Raw genomic sequence first — 19,593 nt, 5'->3', positions numbered from 1 at the left:
GCGCTCTCTCTCTCTCTCTCTCTCTCTCTCTCTCTCTCTCTCTCTCTCTCTCGATTTACGTTCCCCGCTGGCTGTACGCGAACGCCGCCAGAAGCACCACTCCGAGGGCGACGAAGATACTCCAGTGAGCGATCGCCGACCCTCGCAACGGTTCGGGGAGGTTGACCAACCCAGTCGCCTGCATCAGTCCGAACGCGACGAGCAACCCGCTGGCGATCGAGACGAGCCCGACCGCGAGTCCCTGCTGGAGCCCCCACCTGGCTTCGCGGGACGCCTGCGCACTGTCTGTCGTCGGCTCGGCCATCTCTCCGGCCTCGGGCGCAGTTCCGATGACCTTGTCGTCTTCGTCGTGCCTTTGCCGTTCGCCGTCGCTATCGCCCGTGTCCTCGACGTATCCCAGCGTCTCCCTGTCGCCGGATTCGGTGTCCTGCTCCGGTCCCCCCGTCTCGTCTCGGGATCCGTGCTCGTCACTCATCGTCCCTCGTACCCGGCGAACACGGGTTATCGTTTCACCTGCATCCACAGGCTTCGGCGGAGACGAGGCTTTTACCCTCGCTGCCCGTTCGACCACTGGGCAAGCAGGGGATTTTCCGGGGGATGGATCGAACCAACGGGTGCTCGTGTCTGCCGCGCCGGATCCCGCCGAAATCTTCGATCGAGCGGCCGCGGAAGGGAGCCGGCGGCTCGATCAGCCGCTGCTGGAACTGGTGGCGACGAGCTTCATCGCCGGTTTCACCATCGTCTTCGGGATGGCCGCACTCGGGATCGTTCACATGGCCGTCGCGCCGCAGTTCGGCGAGCTGGCCAGGGTCGCCGGCGCGCTCGCGTTCGGCGTCGGCGTCGTGCTGCTGATCGGCGGTCGCGCGGAACTGTTCAGCGAGAACTTCTTCGACCCGGTCGCGGCGGCGGTCGAGCGCGAGGGGACGTGGTTGCTCGGCTCGCTGGCTCGACTGTGGACGCTCACGTTCGTCTTCAACCTCGTTGGCGGCGCACTCTTCGTCTTCGTGCTTTCCGTCGAGGGTGCCCTCCCGCCCGGGTCGGGGGAGGCGCTGTCCTCGACGGCCGAAGAACTCGCCCATCGGGGGAACCTGGGGATGTTCGCGGACGCCATCGCCGGCGGCGCGCTCGTCGCGTTGCTCTCGCATTTGCTCGTGGCTGTCGACGGCGCCGGAAGCCGCCTTGGGGTGGCCTACGTCGTCGGCTTCCTGCTGGCTCTCGGCCCGTTCGACCACGTCATCGTCACCGTCCTCCACGTGCTCTTCGGCATGCGGTTTGGGGCGGAGATCGGCCTCGGCACGCTGGCCGCGGTGACGCTCGTCTCGACGGCCGGCAACCTCGTCGGCGGCCTCGGCCTCGTGACGGTCAGCCACGTCGCGCAGGCGACCGGCGCCCGCGAAGACGAGTGAACTCCCGGCGGCGGAACACCGTCGGCGCACACTGCTCCGTAATCTGCCGGTACCCACCCGGCGTTTTTGACCGGCGACATGGTCCGAGATGTATGTCCGAATGCCGTCGGTGGGACGGTCATCGCCTCGTCTGGATCGCGCTCGGACTGGTTCTTGCAGTCGCTGTCGGCTTCGCCCTCTCTCAGTACATCGGGGCCGTTCTCTTCGCTCTCTTCCTCTACTACGCGACGCGACCGGCCTACCGCCGGTTGAATCGCCATCTCGACCATCCGAATATCGTGGCGTCGGTGACGATCCTGCTCGTGGTCCTTCCGATGCTTGTGGTCGTCGCGTATGCGGGGGTCGTGGCGCTCCGGGAGCTGGATCAGTTTCTCGCCGCGAGCGACCTCGAGGTAGTCCGATCGGCGCTCGAACCGTACCTCTCACCGGTTCGCCAGGGTGACGTGAGTGCACTTTGGGACGCGCTTCCGACCGGCACCGCTTCGGTCGGTTCTCTCGCACAGCAGGGCCTCCCGGGTGCTTTCGGGCGCCTCTCGTCGGCCGCCGGACTCGTCTTCGCGGTTCTCGCCCGCTTTTTCCTCATGATCACGTTCCTCTTCTACTTGCTTCGGGACGACTGGAAGCTTCGTCGCTGGTTCGTCCGGAGCGTCGATCACGACGAGGCAATCGTCTCGTTCCTCGACACGGTCGACGACGACCTCGAAGTGATCTTCGTCGGCAACCTCGCCGTCGTCGGCGTCGCGGCGGTGTTCGCTGCCGTCTCTTACTACGCACTCAACTTCCTCGCGCCGGGCGGCACCGTCGTCGGCGTCCCCGTGTTGCTCGCCCTGCTCATCGGCATCGGGACGCTGATCCCGGCGGTCGGTATGAAGATCGTCTACGTCCCCTACGGGATCTACCTTCTTGGACTCGCCCTCGGCACGGCCACGCCGCTGTGGCACCCGATCGCCTTCTTCGCCGTCTCGTTCACGATCGTCGACACAATTCCGGATTTCTTCGCCCGGTCGTTCCTCTCGGCGCGAAGCGGCGTCCACATGGGGCTCGTCCTCCTGGGGTACTTTCTCGGCACGCTCGCCTTCGGCTGGTATGGTTTGTTCCTCGGCCCGATCGTCGTGGTCCTGCTGGTCCACTTCGCCGACGATGTCTTTCCCGACCTTGCGGGCGCCCTGTTGGCCGAGTGATCGGGTTTCGGAAAGCGTAGCCGGTCAACCGCGAGGCCCCACGGCCGACCCGAGACATGACAGACTCAGCAGTCGCGGGGGCCATTATGGCTCCCCATTCGGATTCGAGGGTATCCTCGGCGACCCGTCCAAGCATAGCCCTCACTCGGGCCCGGCGTCGGGCTGTCGCTCTTCGATGGCGTTCCCGTCGCTTGTCAGGCCGGCCAGGTACGCCCGCCGGTATCGACGGAGTTTCCGGTAGAGGAGATACCCGAAGAAGCCGACGTACCCGAACACGTAGAGCACGAATGCCAGGAGTTCGGGCAGCCCTGTCGCGTCCCGGATCAGCGCGGTCCCGAGGCCCGCAGTGGCGTTGTACGTTGCGTGGATCACGGCGGCGACGACGAGCCCTTTCACGACGATCGGCCCCCGATTTCCGGGATTGAACTTTGCCAGTCCCAGATAGTACCCCGCGAAGGACGAGTAAACGACGTGTCCAGGCCCGGCCAGGGCACGTGTCGCCGTGATGTCGCCGCCGATCCCGATCAGGTCCAACCCGAGCGTGAGGCCGCCGATGTCACCGATCGCGCGACTGATGTAGATCGCGTTCTCGATCGTCGCGAACCCCAACCCGGCCACGGCGCCGTACACCGCGCCGTCGATGACTGCGGCGAACCGGTCGTCGTTGTAGGCGTACAGCCGGACGGCGAGTAGCTTCACCGTCTCTTCGACCGGGCCCACGACGAGGTAGAAAAACAGGACCAATCCGACGAACTCCAGGGTCGCGAAGATCGGCTGGAGGATGCCGTTGAGGACGGCCGCGAATCCGGCTGTCACGATCCCGAGCAGGAACGTGATGGCCAGCAGCGACGGCGGTTCGCTCGACGTCACGTCACTTTGCCAGACGTACGCCGCGAGCACCAGCGCGGGAAGCGCTGACGCGGCCGTGAGCGTCCCGATAACCGGATCCGTAAGGACGCTGAGCCCGCCGATAGCGAGGATGGTTGCCAACGCGAGGAGAATTACGACCGCCTGTCCAGTACGGACGATAAGCCAGTAGATCCCCACCGAGAGGCTGTCGAGCCGGGATCGCTTCTCCCACGTCGTGATTCCGTAGAGGTCCGGCTCGTCGTTCGCCGTCTGAACGGGGTCCGTGTCGTCACCGCTCATGAAGTCCATTTACGGGACCGATCGTTAAATGGCAATACCATACAGCAGATATCTCGAGTTATTCGTGCCCGATGAAGCCACAAAGACGGTACCGTCTGACGGCACTAATTGGTACCCTGTCCAGTCGGCCGTGCCCTGTTACGACTCGTCCCACGACCAGCAAGTACACCGGTCGCTCGTGGAGTAGAAATCGAAGAAGCGCCCGAGGCGGGATTTGAACCACGGTCGATCGCTTCCTTGCTCTCTTCGTTCGCAAGACTGCGCTCTCCCTGATTCAAATCTCGCTTCGGTGTTGCGCTGACGCCGTCACTCGTTCGTCGCTACACTCCTCTCTCGAATTGGCGTCAGCAGAAAACGCCCGAGGCGGGATTTGAACCACCTGAACTTCACTCACTGCGTTCGCTCGTTCCGTACTTCAAATCCAGATTCTGCCGCTCTTCGATTTCGGGTATTCGCGACACGGCGACGCCGGTCGCTCACGAAATTGAAATCGAAGAAGCGCCCGAGGCGGGATTTGAACCCGCGTCACGACCGTGACAGGGTCGTATGATGGGCCACTACACCACCCGGGCCTCTGCACTCATACGTATCCGGGAGATATGTATAAGGCTTTCCAATCGAAGGCGGTGTGGTAGGGGAGAACGCAACACTGCACGGGGCAAGCTCGACTGGCGGGTCACTGGCTCGGTGGGGGTCGATAGCCCGCACGCGTATCAAACAAATAATCTATACTGCCGATCTCCCCCAAAGGGATATATGGGTGAGTGCGGTATCGCCACGTGTGAACGGCTGGTCCGGCTCGGACCGCCGGGTCGGATAGCGACGCTACCCGGGGCAAGTTAGTAATGGTTAAATGCCCTGGGCCGCTAGCCGTCTGTAGTATCTCGTGACAGCCACTTCTCTCCCGGTAGCTGACAGCCAGCCCCTGACCTACACATGGTAGACGTAAGCCAACACGAACTCGTTCCCGAGCACTCCGTCCTCGACAAGGCGGCCATCGAGGACGTGCTCGACGAGTACGACATCGATCGCACAGACTTACCAAAGATCAAGCGTACCGATCCGGCCCTGCCCGACGATGCCGAGGTCGGCGACGTCATCAAAATCGTCCGTGATTCGCGGACGACGGACCAGGCAATCGTATACAGAATGGTGGTCGACTGATGAGCATCGACAGAGCCGCACGACGAGAAATTTCGCGTGAATACTTCTCCGCGGAGCGCCTCGCGGAGCATCACTTCCGATCGTTCAATTCCTTCCTCACTCGCGGCATGCAGCGTGTGGTGGACGAGAAGGAGACGATCGACACGGACATCGGCGACAAGGAAGGTGAAGAGCCCGTCTTCGTCGAACTCGGCGACGTCCGCGTCGTCACCCCACGAGTGCGGGAAGCCGACGGCAGCGAGGAACTGCTCTACCCCCAAGAAGCTCGCCTGCGTAACATCACCTACTCTGCGCCCGTCTTCATGGAGATGGCCATCGTCAAGGGCGAGGAAGGCGACGAGCGCGTCGTCGACTCGACCGAGACGAAGATCGGCCGGATGCCGATCATGGTCGGCTCCGAGAAGTGTAACATCGCCGGCTTCTCCGACGAGGAACTCGTCGAGATCGGCGAGGACCCCGCCGACCCCGGTGGCTACTTCATCGTCAACGGCTCCGAGCGCGTGCTGATGACGAGCGAGGACCTCGCGCCGAACAAGATCTTGGCAGAGTACGACACCAAGTACGGCGACGAGATCCAGGTCGCGAAGACCTTCTCGCAGCGTCGTGGCTACCGCGCGCTCGTTCTCTGTGAGCGCACCCGCGACGGGTTGCTCGAAGTGTCGTTCCCATCGGTCTCGGGTTCGGTCAACTTCGTCACGCTCGTTCGCGCACTCGGGCTCGAATCGGACGAGGAGATCGTCCACAAAGTTTCGAACGACCCCGAGATCGTCAAGTACATGCTGGAGAATCTGGAGGAAGCCGAGGTCCAGTCCGAAGAGGAGGCGATCGAAACCCTCGGGCAGCGCGTCGCTTCCGGCCAGGGCAAGAACTACCAGTTGAAGCGAGCCAACTACGTGATCGACCGCTACCTCCTGCCGCACCTCCACGAGGAGGGCGTCGACGAGGAGGACGTCCGGATCAACAAGGCGCACTACCTCTGTCGGATGGCCGAGGCGTGTTTCGAACTCGCCCTCGGGCGCCGCGATTCCGACGACAAGGACCACTACGCGAACAAGCGCCTCAAGGTCAGCGGCGACCTGATGAAGGACCTCTTCCGGACGGCGCTGAACAAGCTGGCTCGCGACGTGAAGTACCAGCTCGAACGCGCCAACATGCGCAACCGGAACCTCTCGGTCAACACGGTCGTCCGCTCGGACGTCCTGACCGAGCGCTTAGAACACCCGATCGCGACCGGCAACTGGGTCGGCGGGCGCTCCGGCGTGAGTCAGCTGGTCGACCGAACGGACTACATGGGCGTTCTCTCCCACCTGCGCCGACTGCGATCGCCGCTGTCGCGTTCGCAGCCACACTTCGAGGCGCGGGACTTGCACGCGACCCAGTGGGGTCGCATCTGTCCCTCGGAGACGCCCGAGGGACCGAACTGCGGACTGGTGAAGAACTTCGCGCAGGCGATGGAACTCTCACAGAACGTCGCGGACGAACAGTCGCTCAAACGAGAACTGGCGTCGATGGGGGTCGAGGGAATTCCGGGCCTCGAACGCGCCGACCGAACACCGGCAGACGACTAATATGGCGAGTCAACAACAACGAGAGGCGAAGGTGTACGTCAACGGGTCGCTGGTGGGCACCCACCCGGACCCGAACGAACTGGCCGAACAGATCCGCGAGGCGCGTCGCGTCGGCGACGTTTCCGAGATGGTCAACGTCTCGGTGAAAGATCGCACGCGCGAAGTCATCGTCAATGCCGACGCCGGACGGGCCCGCCGTCCGCTGATCGTCGTCGACGACGGCGAACCGCGCATCACCGAGGCCGAGATCGAGGCGCTGAACGATGGTGATCTGGAGTTCGAAGATCTGGTCGCCCACGGCTCGATCGAGTTCATCGACGCCGAGGAGGAAGAGGACATCTTCGTCGCCGTCGACGAGGACGACCTCACCGAGGATCACACGCACCTAGAGATCGATCCACAGCTGATCTTCGGGATCGGCGCAGGGATGATCCCCTACCCGGAACACAACGCGAGCCCGCGCATTACGATGGGGGCGGGGATGGTCAAGCAGTCGCTCGGGCTACCGAGCGCCAACTACCGCATCCGACCCGATACGCGCCAGCACTTGCTGCACTACCCGCAGCTCTCGATGGTCAAGACCCAGACAACCGAACAGATCGGTTTCGACGAGCGGCCCGCCGCGCAGAACTTCGTCGTCGCCGTGATGAGCTACGAGGGGTTCAACATCGAGGACGCGCTGGTCATGAACAAGGCGTCGGTCGAGCGCGCGCTCGCCCGGTCGCACTTCTTCCGCACCTACGAGGGCGAGGAGCGACGCTACCCTGGCGGCCAGGAAGATCGCTTCGAGATCCCCTCTCAGGACGTGCGCGGCGCCCGCGGTGAAGACGCCTACACGCACCTGGACGAGGACGGCCTCGTCAACCCCGAGACCCGCGTCGACGAGAACTCGGTCCTGCTCGGCAAGACGAGCCCGCCGCGATTCCTGGAGGAACCGGACGACATGGGCGGCCTCTCGCCCCAGAAGCGCCGTGAGACGTCAGTGACGATGCGCTCGGGCGAGAGCGGCGTCGTCGACACGGTCACGCTGATGGAGGGTGAGGACGGCTCGAAGCTCTCGAAAGTCTCCGTGCGCGACGAGCGGATCCCCGAACTCGGGGACAAGTTCGCGTCCCGGCACGGCCAGAAGGGCGTCGTAGGCCACCTCGCGCCGCAGGAGGACATGCCCTTCACGCAAGAGGGTGTCGTGCCCGACCTCGTCGTCAACCCACACGCGCTGCCGTCGCGGATGACGGTCGGGCATATCCTCGAGATGATCGGTGGCAAGCTCGGCTCGATGGAAGGCCGACGCGTCGACGGGACGCCGTTCCTCGGCGAGGACGAGGACGAACTCCGTGGTGGACTGGAAGATGCCGGGTTCAACTCCGCCGGCAAGGAGGTCATGTACTCGGGCGTCACCGGCGAGAAGATCGAGGCCGAGATCTTCGTCGGCGTGATCTTCTACCAGAAGCTCTATCACATGGTCTCGAACAAGCTGCACGCCCGCTCACGCGGGCCGGTGCAGGTGCTGACCCGTCAGCCGACGGAGGGGCGAGCTCGCGAAGGTGGGCTTCGTATCGGGACGATGGAGCGGGACGTCTTCATCGGCCACGGTGCGGCCCTGACGCTGAAGGAACGCCTGCTCGACGAGTCCGACCGCGAGTACATCCACGTCTGTGGCAACTGTGGCATGAGTGCCGTCGAGAACGTCGAACAACGGCGCGTCTACTGTCCGAACTGTGACGAGGAGACCGAGATCCACGAGATTGAGATGAGTTACGCGTTCAAACTCCTCTTGGACGAGATGAAAGCCCTCGGGATCGCGCCGCGACTCGAACTGGAGGATGCCGTCTAACCATGCAACACAGTACACCAAAAGAGATCGGATCGATCAGTTTCGGGCTCATGGAGCCCGAGGAGTACCGGGAGATGAGCGCGACGAAGATCATCACCGCCGACACCTACGACGACGACGGCTTCCCCATCGACATGGGGCTGATGGACCCGCGTCTCGGCGTGATCGACCCCGGACTGGAGTGTAAGACCTGCGGGAAACACTCCGGTTCCTGTAACGGCCACTTCGGCCACATCGAACTCGCCGCGCCCGTCATCCACGTCGGCTTCACGAAACTCATCCGGCGACTCCTCCGGGGCACCTGTCGAGAGTGCTCTCGACTGTTGCTCACCGAGGACGAGCGAGGGGAGTTCCGCGACCAGATCGACGAGTCGCGAAAACTCGGCCGTGACTTAAACGACGTGACGAAGGCGGCGATCCGACAGGCGCGAAAGAAGGATCGCTGTCCGTTCTGTGGCGAAATTCAGTACGACATCGACCACGAGAAGCCGACCACGTACTACGAGGTCCAGGAAGTCCTCGCGAGCGAGTACTCCCAGCGCATCGCCGGTGCGATGCAGGGCGACGAGGAGGAAGGCATCGAACGGACGACGCCGGACGAACTCGCCGCGAAGACCGAGATCGACCTCACGCGGGTCAACGAGATCCTCTCGGGTTCGTTCCGCCCGCGCGAAGAACAGCGCGAAGCGATCGAGAAGGCGCTCGGCATCGACCTCACCGAGGAGGACACGAACAAGCTGATGCCCTCCGATATCCGGGACTGGTTCGAGGCCATCCCGGACGAGGATATCGAGGTGCTCGGTATCGATTCCGACCGCTCGCGACCGGAGTGGATGATCCTCACCGTGTTGCCGGTACCGCCGGTCACCGCACGGCCGTCGATCACGCTCGACAACGGGCAGCGCTCGGAGGACGACCTCACACACAAGCTGGTCGACATCATCCGGATCAACCAGCGCTTCATGGAGAACCGTGAGGCGGGTGCGCCACAGCTGATCATCGAGGACCTCTGGGAACTGCTGCAGTACCACGTCACCACGTTCATGGACAACGAGATTTCGGGGACGCCGCCGGCCCGACACCGCTCCGGTCGGCCGCTCAAGACCCTCAGCCAGCGACTCAAGGGCAAGGAGGGTCGCTTCCGTGGTTCACTCTCCGGGAAGCGTGTCAACTTCTCCGCCCGGACCGTCATCTCGCCGGACCCGACGCTCAGCCTGAACGAGGTCGGCGTGCCGGACCGCGTCGCATCGGAGATGACCCAGACGATGCTCGTCACCGAGCGCAACGTCGAGGAGGCGCGTCGCTACGTCGCGAACGGGCCGAACACGCACCCCGGTGCGAACTACGTTCGCCGCCCCGACGGCCGGCGACTGAAGGTGACCGAGAAGAACGCCGAGGCGCTCGCGGGCATGACCGACCAGGCCGACGAGGAGGGCGTTCAGACTGTCGGTCCCGGCTGGGAGGTCAACCGCCACCTCGTCGACGGCGACATCATCATCTTCAACCGACAGCCGTCGCTGCACCGGATGTCGATCATGGCCCACGAGGTCGTGGTGATGCCGTACAAGACGTTCCGGCTCAACACCGTCGTCTGTCCGCCGTACAACGCCGACTTCGACGGCGACGAGATGAACATGCACGCCCTCCAGAACGAGGAGGCCCGTGCCGAGGCCCGCGTCCTCATGCGCGTCCAGGAGCAGATCCTCTCGCCACGCTTCGGTGAGAACATCATCGGCGCCATCCAGGACCACATCTCTGGAACCTACCTGCTGACTCACGAAAACCCGCACTTCAACGAGACGCAGGCGTTGGACCTCTTGCGAGCGACGCGGATCGACGAACTGCCCGAGCAGAGCGGGACCGAGGAGGACGGCACGCCGTACTGGACCGGTCGGGCCATCTTCTCCGAACTCCTCCCCGACGACCTGAACCTCACGTTCACCGGCACCGTCGGCGAGGACGTCGTCATCGAGGACGGCCAACTGGTCGAAGGAACCATCGCCGAGGACGAAGTCGGTGGCTTCGGCGGCGAGATCGTCGACACGATCACGAAGGTCTACGGCAACACGCGCGCACGGATCTTCATCAACGAGCTGTCGACGCTCGCGATGCGGACGATCATGCACTTCGGGTTCTCGATCGGGATCGACGACGAGACGATCGAGCCCGAGGCCCGCGAACAGATCGACGAGACCATCGACGACGCCTACGATCGCGTCCAGGAACTCATCGAGGCCTACGACCGCGGCGAACTCGAGAGTCTGCCGGGGCGGACCCTGGACGAGACCCTCGAGATGAAGATCATGCAGACGCTCTCGCGTGCCCGTGACAACGCGGGGACGATCGCCGAAGAGCACTTCGAGGGCGACAACCCGGCCGTCGTCATGGCCGAGTCCGGGGCGCGTGGGTCGATGCTCAACCTCACCCAGATGGCCGGCGCCGTCGGCCAGCAGGCGGTTCGCGGTGAGCGGATCAACCGCGGCTACGAGGATCGGACCCTCAGTCACTACAAACCGGACGACCTCTCGGCCGAGGCGCACGGCTTCGTCGAGAACTCCTACACGGCCGGACTCACGCCGCGGGAGTTCTTCTTCCACGCGATGGGTGGCCGCGAGGGCCTGGTCGACACGGCAGTCCGGACCTCCAAGTCCGGCTACCTCCAGCGTCGCCTCATCAACGCTCTCTCGGAACTCGAAGCGCAGTACGACGGCACGGTCCGGGACACTTCGGACACGATCGTCCAGTTCGAGTTCGGCGAGGACGGCACCTCGCCGGTGCAGGTCTCCTACGACGAGGACTTCGACATCGACGTCGAGGGAATTGCCGATCGCGTCATCGACTCGGAGTTCGAAGACGAGCGCGAACGCGCACAGTTCCTCGGCGACCGGGCCCGTCCGACCAACCTCTCCGAGCACGCGGACGATCGCCTCGGCGACGAGACGGGGGTGACCTCCGATGACTAATCCGAGCGCCCTCGGTCTCGACGCTGACGTCGAAGCCGTCGTCGAGGATACGGACCTTCCTCCGCGACTCAAAGACCGGGTCTACGAGACGCTCGCCGAGCGCGACGAGCTGACCATCGAGCAGGCCGATGACGTCGCGCAAGCGGTCGAGAGTCAGTACCGCGATACTCGCGTCGACCCGCTCGATCCGGTTGGGACGGTCTCGGCACAGTCGATCGGTGAGCCGGGGACCCAGCTGACGATGAACACGTTCCACTACGCCGGCGTCGCGGAGATCGACGTCACACAGGGGCTGCCACGGCTCATCGAGCTGGTCGACGCCCGGAAGACGCCCGACACGCCGACGATGACGGTCCACTTAGAAGAGGAGTACGCGACCGAGCGCGAGAAAGCCCACGAGGTCGTCTGGAAGATCGAGGCGACGAAGATTCTCGCGCTGGGGGACGTCTCGACGAACGTCGCCGACATGCGCGTCGTCATCTCGCTCAATGAAGACACGCTGGACGAACGGATGATCACGGCCGAGGAGGTCGCCGAGATCATCGAAGATCAACTCGGCGTGACAACCGTCCAGAACGGAACTACCGTCGAGTTCGGCCCGGAGGAACCGTCCTACCGTGATCTCCTCCAGCTCGTCGAGGAGTTGCGCGAGATCACGTTCAAGGGTATCGAGGACATCTCCCGGGTCGTCATCCGTCGCGAAGAGATGGATGATTCGCCGTTCGACGCCGACGAGGAGTTCGTCCTCTACACGGAAGGCTCGGCCTTCGGCGATGCACTCGCCATCGAGGGCGTCGACGCGTCGCGGACGACCTGTAACAACATCCACGAGATCTACCGCAACCTCGGCGTCGAGGCCGCCCGCGAGATCATCATCGAGGAGACGAAGAACACACTGGTCGAACAGGGCCTCGACAACATCAACGTCCGCCACCTGATGCTGGTCGCGGACATCATGACCAACGAGGGGACGATCGAGTCGATCGGTCGCCACGGTATCGCCGGCAACAAAGAGAGCGTGCTCGCTCGGGCGGCCTACGAGGTGACGGTCAATCACCTGCTGAACGCCTCGATCCACGGTGAGATCGACTCGATCGACGGCGTAATCGAGAACGTCATCGTCGGTCGGCCGGTGAAACTCGGCACCGGTGACGTCGACCTGCGGATGGGTTCGACGAGCGGCGACACCACGGCCGACTGATGGACCTCACCCTCGACGACGACGCACGCCGCTTTCTCGCCCTCTTCGAGGACGTCACTGGCGTGCCCGGCCGTGACTGTCTCCAGCTCGACGATCGGCTGGTGATCGTCGTCGCACGCGGTCACATCGCCGAGGCGATCGGCCGCGGCGGCGAGACGGTCGATCGGTTCGAAGACCGGGTCGATATGCCGGTCCGGCTCGTCGAGTACGCGGACGAGCCGGCCGACTTCGTGGCGAACGCGCTCGCGCCGGCGGCCGTGTACAACGTCACGATGAGCGAAAACGACGATACCGTAGCCTACGTCGAGGTCGCCGAGGAAGACCGCGGCGTCGCGATCGGCCGGGACGGGCGGACGATCGATGCCGCTCGCCGACTCGCGGCGCGCCACTTCGACGTGGACGACGTTCAACTGACCTGAGTGCGGTTTTTGGCCGTTCCTTCGGTCTTTTCGCCTGCCCGAGGGCCGTGACGGCTGTCGGTTTCGATCTCTCCGTGACCGCGATAGATGAGAATGCTTATGCCGTGAACACACCATTCGTATGATAGAAACGCGCCGGCGTCCGTGCGGGGCGCCCGCGCCACGCGAGGAATCTCAGAATCATGGCACTCAGCTCGATGCTCGTCGTCACCGTCATCGCGGTCGCGGTCGGATTCGTCGGCACCTGTACGCTGTGTCTGGATCGTAGGCGTGTCCGCCACACCGTGGCAGCTCGGCGTGAGCGGGTCCGCGAACTGGCTCCCTACGTCGGTGCCGCCGGCTTCTTCCTCCTGGCGAAGTTCCTCACGTCCGAGTACAGCGTCCGGCTCTCCCAACGGATCGGCTGGAACATCACTGACGAGATCTACGCCGTCGAGGGGGAGTTCGTCGCCGTTCTCCAGCGTGTCGTGCCGGACGTGACGGTCGAAGTCTTCTCGGCGCTCTACATGTTCGGCTTCCCGTACCTGCTGGCGACGGCACCGATCCTGTACGTCACGATGTCGTCGCTCCGCCGGTTCAAGGAGCTGCTGGTCGCGTACCTCCTCAACTACGTCGTCGGCGGCGTCGCTCTCTACACGCTCTTTATCGCGTACGGACCGCGGAACCACCTGGATTCGGTCGAGGGGTTGATGTACGACTTCTATCCGCAGACGCAGGACCTGACTGCAGCGATCGCGGACAACACGAACGTCTTCCCCTCGCTTCATACGTCCCTGTCGGTCGTGGTCTTGCTGTTCGCCTGGCGAACCCGCCGGGAGTTCCCGAAGTGGTTCGTCCTCGCCGCGATCGTGGCGTCCGGTGTCGTCTTCTCGACGATGTACCTGGGCATTCACTGGGCGATCGACGTCGGCGCTGGAATCGTCTTGGCGCTCTGGAGCGTCGCCGCGGCGGAGTACATCGTCGGTTCTATCGAAGGAGAGCGTGACCGTCGGTCCGTCGAGCGCGACGGTGAGCTCGCGACCGATCCGGAGACCGGTGATTGACCGACGCGTCCCGGCCGGTCCTCGTGGCCGACCGACCACGCATCGAGCAGACAGTATCGTCTCCGAAACGCCACGAGATCGCTTCATCGACCCCCGTCGACCGCTCTCGTCGCTTCGTTTCCGATCCAAAAGGGGATGCTTAAGTGTGTTCGTCGGATACCGACGGGTACTATGGCAAACGGCAAATACGCCGCGCGGAAGCTGAAGAAGGACCGCCAGTCACAGCGGTGGTCCGACTCGGACTACGCGCGACGCGCTCGTGGCCTTCGCGAGAAGTCGGACCCGCTCGAGGGTGCCCCGCAGGCCCGTGGCATTGTCCTGGAGAAGATCGGCATCGAGGCAAAGCAGCCCAACTCGGCTATCCGAAAGTGTGTCCGAGTCCAGCTCATCAAGAACGGGAAACAGGTCTCGGCGTTCTGTCCCGGCGACGGCGCGATCAGCTTTATCGACGAGCACGACGAGGTCACCATCGCCGGCATCGGTGGGGCGAAGGGTCGTGCGATGGGTGACATCTCCGGTGTCAACTACAAGGTCGAGAAGGTAAACGGTGTCTCGCTCATCGAACTGGTTCGCGGTAACGCAGAGAAACCGGTGCGATAACATGAGCGCAGAAGAGCAAACCGACGCAGACGCCGATACAGAGGCCGACGACTCCGTCGCGGCGAAGCTATTCGGCCGCTGGGAGATCTCCGGCATCGAGTACAACGACCCCTCGACCAAGCGCTACATCACAGTCACGCCCGTCGCGCACACCGCGGGTCGTCACGCCTCGAAGCAGTTCCAGAAGTCCGAAATCTCGATCGTCGAGCGGTTCATCAACCGCTTGATGCAGACCGAAGAGAACACGGGCAAGAAACAGCAGACCCTCTCGCTCGTCCGCGACGCCTTCGAACTCGTTCACGAGCGCACTGACGAGAACCCGATCCAGATCCTCGTCACTGCCGTCGAGAACGCTGCCCCGCGCGAGGAGACCGTCCGCCTGAAGTACGGCGGGATTTCGGTGCCGAAAGCCGTCGACGTCGCGCCACAGCGCCGTGTCGACCAGGCACTGAAGTTCCTCGCCGACGGTGCCCAGAGCGCCTCGTTCAAGTCGCCCACGCCCGCCGAGGAAGCGATTGCAACCCAGCTCGTCGGCGCCGCCGAGGGTGACGTCGGCACCTACGCCGTCGGACAGAAAGAAGAGAAAGAGCGCGTCGCCGCTGCCGCGAGATAATCGGTTCGCGTTTCGGTTTGCGTTTCTCCCGATGTAATCGGTCGCCGAGAGGCGTCTTCGTGAGGCGGCACCGTTCGTGCGTCGAGCGGTCTGCAATGGCGAATTCTGTCACGCAGCGTACGCAATACGCCCTCTCGAAGCCGCTGGTCACGCAGTACGTCAACGATCACGCGGAGACGGCCACCCGGGCGACGGTCCTGAGCGCGACGTCGATGGCGTTCGCAGTCGTCCGGGCGCCGCTGAAGCCGGTCGCAGGGATAGTCGCCGACGTGACGTCGCCGATAGCGACCGTGGCACTGCTCGGGGTCGGGTTGCTCGGTGCGGTCGGCGTGGTCGCCGTTCGAAGCGACTGGTTGCGCTCGTAGTGTTGCCAGCCTTGTGGCGGTTCTGAAGGGGGTTCGCCGCGTGTCGGTCCCCCAATTTATAGGTCGGACTCAGCTGAATGTGGTGCCATGCCCGACGATGGTCCGTCCTACGGCCGCGAGCGATTGATCGAAGTGTACACGCAGGGGATGCTGGCCGACGAACGGCCATCGGTCCCGCCGCGGTTCGAGGCCCTCGAGGCGGCCGCTCGCGAGGCGCTCGATGCGGAGGCGTACGCCTACGTCGCCGGGAGTGCGGGCGGAGAGCGGACCGCGGCCGAGAACCGGTCGGCCTTTTCGCAGTGGCGGCTCGTCCCTCGAATGCTCCGTGATGTGGCCGACCGAGACCTCTCCACGACGTTGTTCGGAACCGAGTATCCGGCGCCGGTCGGCCTTGCCCCCATCGGCGTCCAGTCCATTCTCCACGACGAGGGCGAACTCGCGTCGGCTAGGGCGGCTGCCGACCTCGGGCTCCCGTTCGTCTCGAGCTCGGCGGCATCGGAACCGATGGAGGATGTCGCCGACGCCGCTGGGGATGGGCCAACCTGGTTTCAGCTCTACTGGAGTTCGAATCGCGAGCTGACGGCGAGTTTCGTCGACCGCGCCGAGGCCGCAGGCTACGATGCGCTCGTCGTCACCGTCGACACGCCGGTCATCAGCTGGCGAGAGCGAGACGTCGAGCGCGGGTATCTTCCCTTCCTCGACGGCGAGGGGGTGGGAAACTACGTCTCCGATCCGGTGTTTCGCGACCTGCTGGGTCAAGACCCCGCGGAGAACGAGGGCGCGGCCGTGATGCAGTTCGTCGACGTCTTCGGTGACGCCTCGCTCACCTGGACGGATCTCGAGTGGCTCCGTGATCGAACCGAGCTTCCGATTATCGTGAAGGGGATCGTCCATCCCGAGGACGCCGAGCTGGCGCTCGAATCGGGCGCCGATAGCATCGTCGTCTCGAACCACGGCGGCCGACAGGTCGACACCGCGCTCCCGGCGATCGAGGCACTGCCCGCCGTGATCGATCACCTCGACGAAGCCGGGTACGACGAACCCGTCCTCTTCGACAGCGGCATCAGGCGCGGCGCCGACGCCGTGACTGCGCTGGCACTCGGCGCCGAGATGGTGTTCCTGGGCCGTCCGTACGTCTACGGGCTCGCGATCGACGGCGAGGACGGTGTTCGCCAGGTGTGCCGGAATTTTCTGGCGGATCTCGATCTGACGATGGGGCTTTCGGGGTGCTCGCGTGTCTCGGACCTCGACCGGTCGATGCTGGTCCGAGCGCACGAGTCGCCGTTTCGTGCACGTGAGTAGCCCTGATCGATCGGACGAAAGTCGCTTGGATGCCGGTGCAGGCAAGATCTCTGGTTTCTGCTATTGTTCGCTCGCGTTTGCCGAACCGGTGGTCGCTATTCACCGGCCTTCGAGAACGTCCGAGTGAGTCGCATTCGCCCATCCCTTTCGTCCAGCACGTGGCTCGGGGACGCCGCGCCCGGTTCGAATCGGTTGACCGACTGTCCCGACGGCAAGCATTCCGGAGTTCACCAGGAATCATCCCATGCTACTTTACCTATCTATATGGTTATTTTTTTAACCACGAAGTCTGCTATTGACGGCTCTCTGGGACCTCGACTGCCACCGTCGATAGCTCCGATGTGAGAATGTCAAACCCGAACGAATAAACGGACCCCATCGAAAGCAGTTTTCGTATGACGGCTCCGAGCACGGAAGCTTCCGACGGGATCGACGTAGACGGACTCGACATCGCACCGGAACACGGGTGGAACGGCCTGTACCTCGACGGCGAGTGGGTCGCCGCCGGCGACCGGGATCTGATCGACGTCGAAAACCCGGCGACGGGGGAGACACTGACGTCGGTCCCGTCGGGGACGGTGAGCGATGTCGACGAGGCGTACGCGAGCGCGGAGCGAGCGCAGACCGAGTGGGCAAGTCGACCGCCCCAGGAGCGCGCCGCGATCGTCTCCGAGGCCTGCGATCGACTTGGCGACTATGCCGACGATCTGGCGACGCTGTTCGCCGTCGAGTGCGGTGGCGTCCGGTTGAAAGCCGATTTCGAGACACAACTCGCGCAAGGGACGATGACCGTCGGGGCTGGGCTAGCGATGCGCGACGGTGGCCGCCGCAAGGATTCGGTCACGCCCGGCAAGGAGAATTTACTCGTTCGCGAACCGGCCGGCGTCGTCGGCGTCATCACGCCGTGGAACTTCCCGCTGTACCTCTCCAGCCGGGTCGTCGCACCCGCCATCGCGCTCGGCAACAGCGTCGTGCTGAAACCCGACGAGCATACCCCGCTGACTGGCGGACTCGTGCTCGCGAAAGTCTTCGAGGAGGCGGGGCTTCCTGACGGCGTCTTGAACGTCGTCCCCGGGTACGGCCACGAGATCGGCGACCACTTCTCGGGCCATTCGGTTCCATCGGTAATGTCGTTTACCGGCTCTTCGGAAGTCGGCCGCGGTGTCGGTCAGCGGGCCGTCGGCTCGTATACGGAGCCCGCACTCGAGCTCGGTGGGAACAACGCTCACATCGTGCTGCCCGACGCCGACCTCGAGCGAGCGGTCGACGCCGGCGCGTTCGGCTCGTTCACCCACCAGGGACAGGAGTGCATCTCGATCAACCGTCACCTCGTTCACGAATCACTGTACGACGACTACGTGGCGGGCCTCGCGGACCGCGCAGCGCAACTTCCTATCGGCGATCCGCTGGAGCCGGACGCGCTCGTCGGGCCGGTTATCAACGAAAGTCAGCGTGACAAGATCGTCGAATTCATCGAGGAGTCCGTAGCGCGGGGAGCGACCGTCGAAGCTGGCGGTAGCCACGATGCGCTGTTCGTCGAGCCGACGGTGCTTTCGGACGTTACCAACGACATGCCCCTGGCTTGCAACGAGCATTTCGGGCCGGTTGCCCCGGTTATCCCCTTCGACACGGACGAGGAGGCGATTCGAATCGCTAACGATACCGAGTACGGCCTCTCGGGGTCGGTTCACTCGACGGACGTTGCTAGAGCCCGGGACGTGGCCGACAAGATGGAGACCGGCATGGTCCATATCAACGATCAGCCGTTGAACGACGAGCCACACGTCGCATTCGGCGGCGTCGGTGCGTCCGGTATGGGTCGCTATAACGACGAGTGGATACTGGAAACCTTGACGACGGTGAAGTGGATCTCGATCCAGCGCGAACCCCGGGAGTACCCGTACTAATTCGGTCGCGCCCCCGCTTTGAGTTGTGGTCGCCTGTGTCGACGGGGATGGAAAATTTGGGTGCTGATCCGGTCAGATCCACTTAACGCGATACTCACAGCGAGCGTCGCCGTCCGCCCGACACTGGTCGCCGACCTCTTCGATCTTGACCGGGTTGCTGGCGAACTTTTTCGCGACGCCTTTGATGAGGCCCTTGTCGAACTCGCACGGATAGGGGTTCTCACAGACGATAGTCCCCTCGTTTTCCCCGTCTTCGTGGAACTCGTAGTAGCCGATTTCGCTGCCGCGGTGGCTCTGCTGATACGCCGTGTCGATCGACCGCAACGCCGTGTCTACCGCGGAAATGTCCGGCGGAAACTCGACGTGCTCCGGGACGTTTTGCCCCATATTTCGCATTCGAGTGTCGCCGTACTCGTCGCGCATATCGTACAGCATTGCGAGCGGAATTTTGAGCGAGTACCATCCGTCGGGATCGATGTCCTGGAGTCCGTGCTCGGAGAGTTTGTGCGTAACCTGTTTACCTACGAACGACGAGACCGATTCGCCCGCTTCGATGTACGACTGTGGACTCCGACCGACCACTTCCGCATCTTCGAGCGACCCGTCGAACCCGGTCCGGTCGGTCACCGTCGGCAATTCGGAACTGGACTCGGGCTCTTCATCTCCTCGGCCAATAACCTTTTTAATCCAAGAAAATGTGCTGAATACTGTATTAATTGGCGTCATACCAGATACGGATTGCGCCCCATCTAACTAATAAATACCAGTTCGACGACGAGAGTGGTATCGGGACGGGCCATCGTTCCTGGATGCCGTTCGATGGGCGACTGAGACCGTAAGACGCTCAGTCCGTGACGAACGTTCCCGCGTCCGTCGGT

17 protein-coding genes and 1 tRNA gene are annotated in these 19,593 nt (G+C 63.7%); 14 read left to right on the top strand and 4 right to left on the bottom strand.

The annotated features are described in order from the left end of the window. Nucleotides 1-55: 55 nt before the first annotated feature. Nucleotides 56-475 (bottom strand): hypothetical protein, encoded by a 420-nt coding sequence (locus C479_RS05670; RefSeq protein ID WP_007699158.1) that lies wholly within the window; start codon nucleotides 473-475, stop codon nucleotides 56-58. A 145-nt stretch (nucleotides 476-620) separates the two neighbouring features. Between C479_RS05670 and C479_RS05665 the strand changes: the two genes are divergently transcribed. Then, entirely contained in the window at nucleotides 621-1,406 is a 786-nt protein-coding gene (locus C479_RS05665; RefSeq protein ID WP_049907111.1) for a formate/nitrite transporter family protein, read from the top strand. Between the two features lie 92 nt (nucleotides 1,407-1,498). Then, on the top strand, nucleotides 1,499-2,587 hold the full coding sequence (locus C479_RS05660) for an AI-2E family transporter (RefSeq protein WP_007699153.1): 1,089 nt from the start codon (nucleotides 1,499-1,501) through the stop codon (nucleotides 2,585-2,587). 141 nt (nucleotides 2,588-2,728) lie between these two features. Here the strand turns inward: C479_RS05660 and C479_RS05655 are convergent, their stop codons facing one another. Continuing rightward, complete coding sequence (locus C479_RS05655) at nucleotides 2,729-3,745, bottom strand: PrsW family intramembrane metalloprotease (RefSeq protein WP_007699150.1); 1,017 nt, start codon at nucleotides 3,743-3,745, stop codon at nucleotides 2,729-2,731. 490 nt (nucleotides 3,746-4,235) lie between these two features. Then, a tRNA-Asp gene (locus tag C479_RS05650) sits at nucleotides 4,236-4,308 on the bottom strand. 364 nt (nucleotides 4,309-4,672) lie between these two features. On the opposite strand from C479_RS05650, the gene C479_RS05645 reads away from it, so the two are divergent. The 12 genes from C479_RS05645 to C479_RS05590 all read left to right on the top strand — a co-directional run bounded on the left by C479_RS05645 (nucleotide 4,673) and on the right by C479_RS05590 (nucleotide 18,715). After that, complete coding sequence (locus C479_RS05645; protein WP_007699147.1) at nucleotides 4,673-4,900, top strand: DNA-directed RNA polymerase subunit H; 228 nt, start codon at nucleotides 4,673-4,675, stop codon at nucleotides 4,898-4,900. Then, on the top strand, nucleotides 4,900-6,468 hold the full coding sequence (locus C479_RS05640; RefSeq protein ID WP_007699145.1) for a DNA-directed RNA polymerase subunit B'': 1,569 nt from the start codon (nucleotides 4,900-4,902) through the stop codon (nucleotides 6,466-6,468). Before C479_RS05645 ends, C479_RS05640 begins: the two co-directional genes overlap by 1 nt. A 1-nt stretch (nucleotide 6,469) precedes the next feature. Then, on the top strand, nucleotides 6,470-8,302 hold the full coding sequence (gene rpoB / locus C479_RS05635; RefSeq protein WP_007699143.1) for a DNA-directed RNA polymerase subunit B: 1,833 nt from the start codon (nucleotides 6,470-6,472) through the stop codon (nucleotides 8,300-8,302). A gap of 2 nt (nucleotides 8,303-8,304) precedes the next feature. Continuing rightward, nucleotides 8,305-11,265 carry a DNA-directed RNA polymerase subunit A' gene (locus C479_RS05630; protein WP_007699141.1) on the top strand — a complete coding sequence of 987 codons (2,961 nt, stop codon included), beginning with the start codon at nucleotides 8,305-8,307 and terminating at the stop codon, nucleotides 11,263-11,265. After that, the gene (gene rpoA2 / locus C479_RS05625) at nucleotides 11,258-12,466 is read left to right on the top strand and encodes a DNA-directed RNA polymerase subunit A'' (protein ID WP_007699139.1); all 1,209 of its coding nucleotides are present in this window, start codon (nucleotides 11,258-11,260) and stop codon (nucleotides 12,464-12,466) included. Before C479_RS05630 ends, rpoA2 begins: the two co-directional genes overlap by 8 nt. After that, nucleotides 12,466-12,885 carry a NusA-like transcription termination signal-binding factor gene (locus C479_RS05620; RefSeq protein ID WP_007699138.1) on the top strand — a complete coding sequence of 140 codons (420 nt, stop codon included), beginning with the start codon at nucleotides 12,466-12,468 and terminating at the stop codon, nucleotides 12,883-12,885. The genes rpoA2 and C479_RS05620 overlap by 1 nt, the downstream gene beginning before the upstream one ends. A gap of 182 nt (nucleotides 12,886-13,067) precedes the next feature. Beyond that, nucleotides 13,068-13,928, top strand: a complete 861-nt coding sequence (locus C479_RS05615) for a phosphatase PAP2 family protein (protein ID WP_007699137.1) — start codon at nucleotides 13,068-13,070, stop codon at nucleotides 13,926-13,928. Nucleotides 13,929-14,099: 171 nt separating this feature from the next. Continuing rightward, nucleotides 14,100-14,528: a 30S ribosomal protein S12 gene (locus C479_RS05610; RefSeq protein ID WP_007699135.1), complete on the top strand. Its 429-nt coding sequence runs from the start codon at nucleotides 14,100-14,102 to the stop codon at nucleotides 14,526-14,528. Nucleotide 14,529: 1 nt separating this feature from the next. Continuing rightward, nucleotides 14,530-15,141 (top strand): 30S ribosomal protein S7, encoded by a 612-nt coding sequence (locus tag C479_RS05605; RefSeq protein ID WP_007699133.1) that lies wholly within the window; start codon nucleotides 14,530-14,532, stop codon nucleotides 15,139-15,141. 95 nt (nucleotides 15,142-15,236) lie between these two features. Then, nucleotides 15,237-15,506, top strand: coding sequence for a hypothetical protein (locus C479_RS05600; protein ID WP_007699130.1), 270 nt, complete (start codon nucleotides 15,237-15,239; stop codon nucleotides 15,504-15,506). An 87-nt stretch (nucleotides 15,507-15,593) separates the two neighbouring features. Further along, nucleotides 15,594-16,808, top strand: a complete 1,215-nt coding sequence (locus C479_RS05595) for an alpha-hydroxy-acid oxidizing protein (RefSeq protein WP_007699127.1) — start codon at nucleotides 15,594-15,596, stop codon at nucleotides 16,806-16,808. Between the two features lie 395 nt (nucleotides 16,809-17,203). After that, a complete protein-coding gene (locus C479_RS05590) occupies nucleotides 17,204-18,715 on the top strand; it encodes an aldehyde dehydrogenase family protein (protein ID WP_007699124.1) in 1,512 nt (503 codons plus the stop codon). Nucleotides 18,716-18,787: 72 nt separating this feature from the next. Here the strand turns inward: C479_RS05590 and C479_RS05585 are convergent, their stop codons facing one another. Beyond that, the gene (locus tag C479_RS05585) at nucleotides 18,788-19,441 is read right to left on the bottom strand and encodes a 4-vinyl reductase (RefSeq protein WP_049907097.1); all 654 of its coding nucleotides are present in this window, start codon (nucleotides 19,439-19,441) and stop codon (nucleotides 18,788-18,790) included. Between the last annotated feature and the right edge of the window lie 152 nt (nucleotides 19,442-19,593).

It is taken from the genome of Halovivax asiaticus JCM 14624 (assembly GCF_000337515.1).
Classification (GTDB): Archaea; Halobacteriota; Halobacteria; order Halobacteriales; family Natrialbaceae; genus Halovivax; species Halovivax asiaticus.
Note: the sequence above shows the minus strand (reverse complement) of the source record. Positions and strands in the feature narration are given on the sequence as shown.

What these genes read in the sequence shown, in the direction of transcription:
- C479_RS05670 (WP_007699158.1), bottom strand. Translation starts at nt 475, where the DNA reads ATGAGTGACGAGCACGGATCCCGAGACGAGACGGGGGGACCGGAGCAG.
- C479_RS05660 (WP_007699153.1), top strand. Translation starts at nt 1,499, where the DNA reads ATGTCCGAATGCCGTCGGTGGGACGGTCATCGCCTCGTCTGGATCGCG.
- C479_RS05655 (WP_007699150.1), bottom strand. Translation starts at nt 3,745, where the DNA reads ATGGACTTCATGAGCGGTGACGACACGGACCCCGTTCAGACGGCGAAC.
- C479_RS05645 (WP_007699147.1), top strand. Translation starts at nt 4,673, where the DNA reads ATGGTAGACGTAAGCCAACACGAACTCGTTCCCGAGCACTCCGTCCTC.
- C479_RS05640 (WP_007699145.1), top strand. Translation starts at nt 4,900, where the DNA reads ATGAGCATCGACAGAGCCGCACGACGAGAAATTTCGCGTGAATACTTC.
- rpoB (WP_007699143.1), top strand. Translation starts at nt 6,470, where the DNA reads ATGGCGAGTCAACAACAACGAGAGGCGAAGGTGTACGTCAACGGGTCG.
- C479_RS05630 (WP_007699141.1), top strand. Translation starts at nt 8,305, where the DNA reads ATGCAACACAGTACACCAAAAGAGATCGGATCGATCAGTTTCGGGCTC.
- rpoA2 (WP_007699139.1), top strand. Translation starts at nt 11,258, where the DNA reads ATGACTAATCCGAGCGCCCTCGGTCTCGACGCTGACGTCGAAGCCGTC.
- C479_RS05620 (WP_007699138.1), top strand. Translation starts at nt 12,466, where the DNA reads ATGGACCTCACCCTCGACGACGACGCACGCCGCTTTCTCGCCCTCTTC.
- C479_RS05615 (WP_007699137.1), top strand. Translation starts at nt 13,068, where the DNA reads ATGGCACTCAGCTCGATGCTCGTCGTCACCGTCATCGCGGTCGCGGTC.
- C479_RS05610 (WP_007699135.1), top strand. Translation starts at nt 14,100, where the DNA reads ATGGCAAACGGCAAATACGCCGCGCGGAAGCTGAAGAAGGACCGCCAG.
- C479_RS05605 (WP_007699133.1), top strand. Translation starts at nt 14,530, where the DNA reads ATGAGCGCAGAAGAGCAAACCGACGCAGACGCCGATACAGAGGCCGAC.
- C479_RS05600 (WP_007699130.1), top strand. Translation starts at nt 15,237, where the DNA reads ATGGCGAATTCTGTCACGCAGCGTACGCAATACGCCCTCTCGAAGCCG.
- C479_RS05595 (WP_007699127.1), top strand. Translation starts at nt 15,594, where the DNA reads ATGCCCGACGATGGTCCGTCCTACGGCCGCGAGCGATTGATCGAAGTG.
- C479_RS05590 (WP_007699124.1), top strand. Translation starts at nt 17,204, where the DNA reads ATGACGGCTCCGAGCACGGAAGCTTCCGACGGGATCGACGTAGACGGA.
- C479_RS05585 (WP_049907097.1), bottom strand. Translation starts at nt 19,441, where the DNA reads ATGACGCCAATTAATACAGTATTCAGCACATTTTCTTGGATTAAAAAG.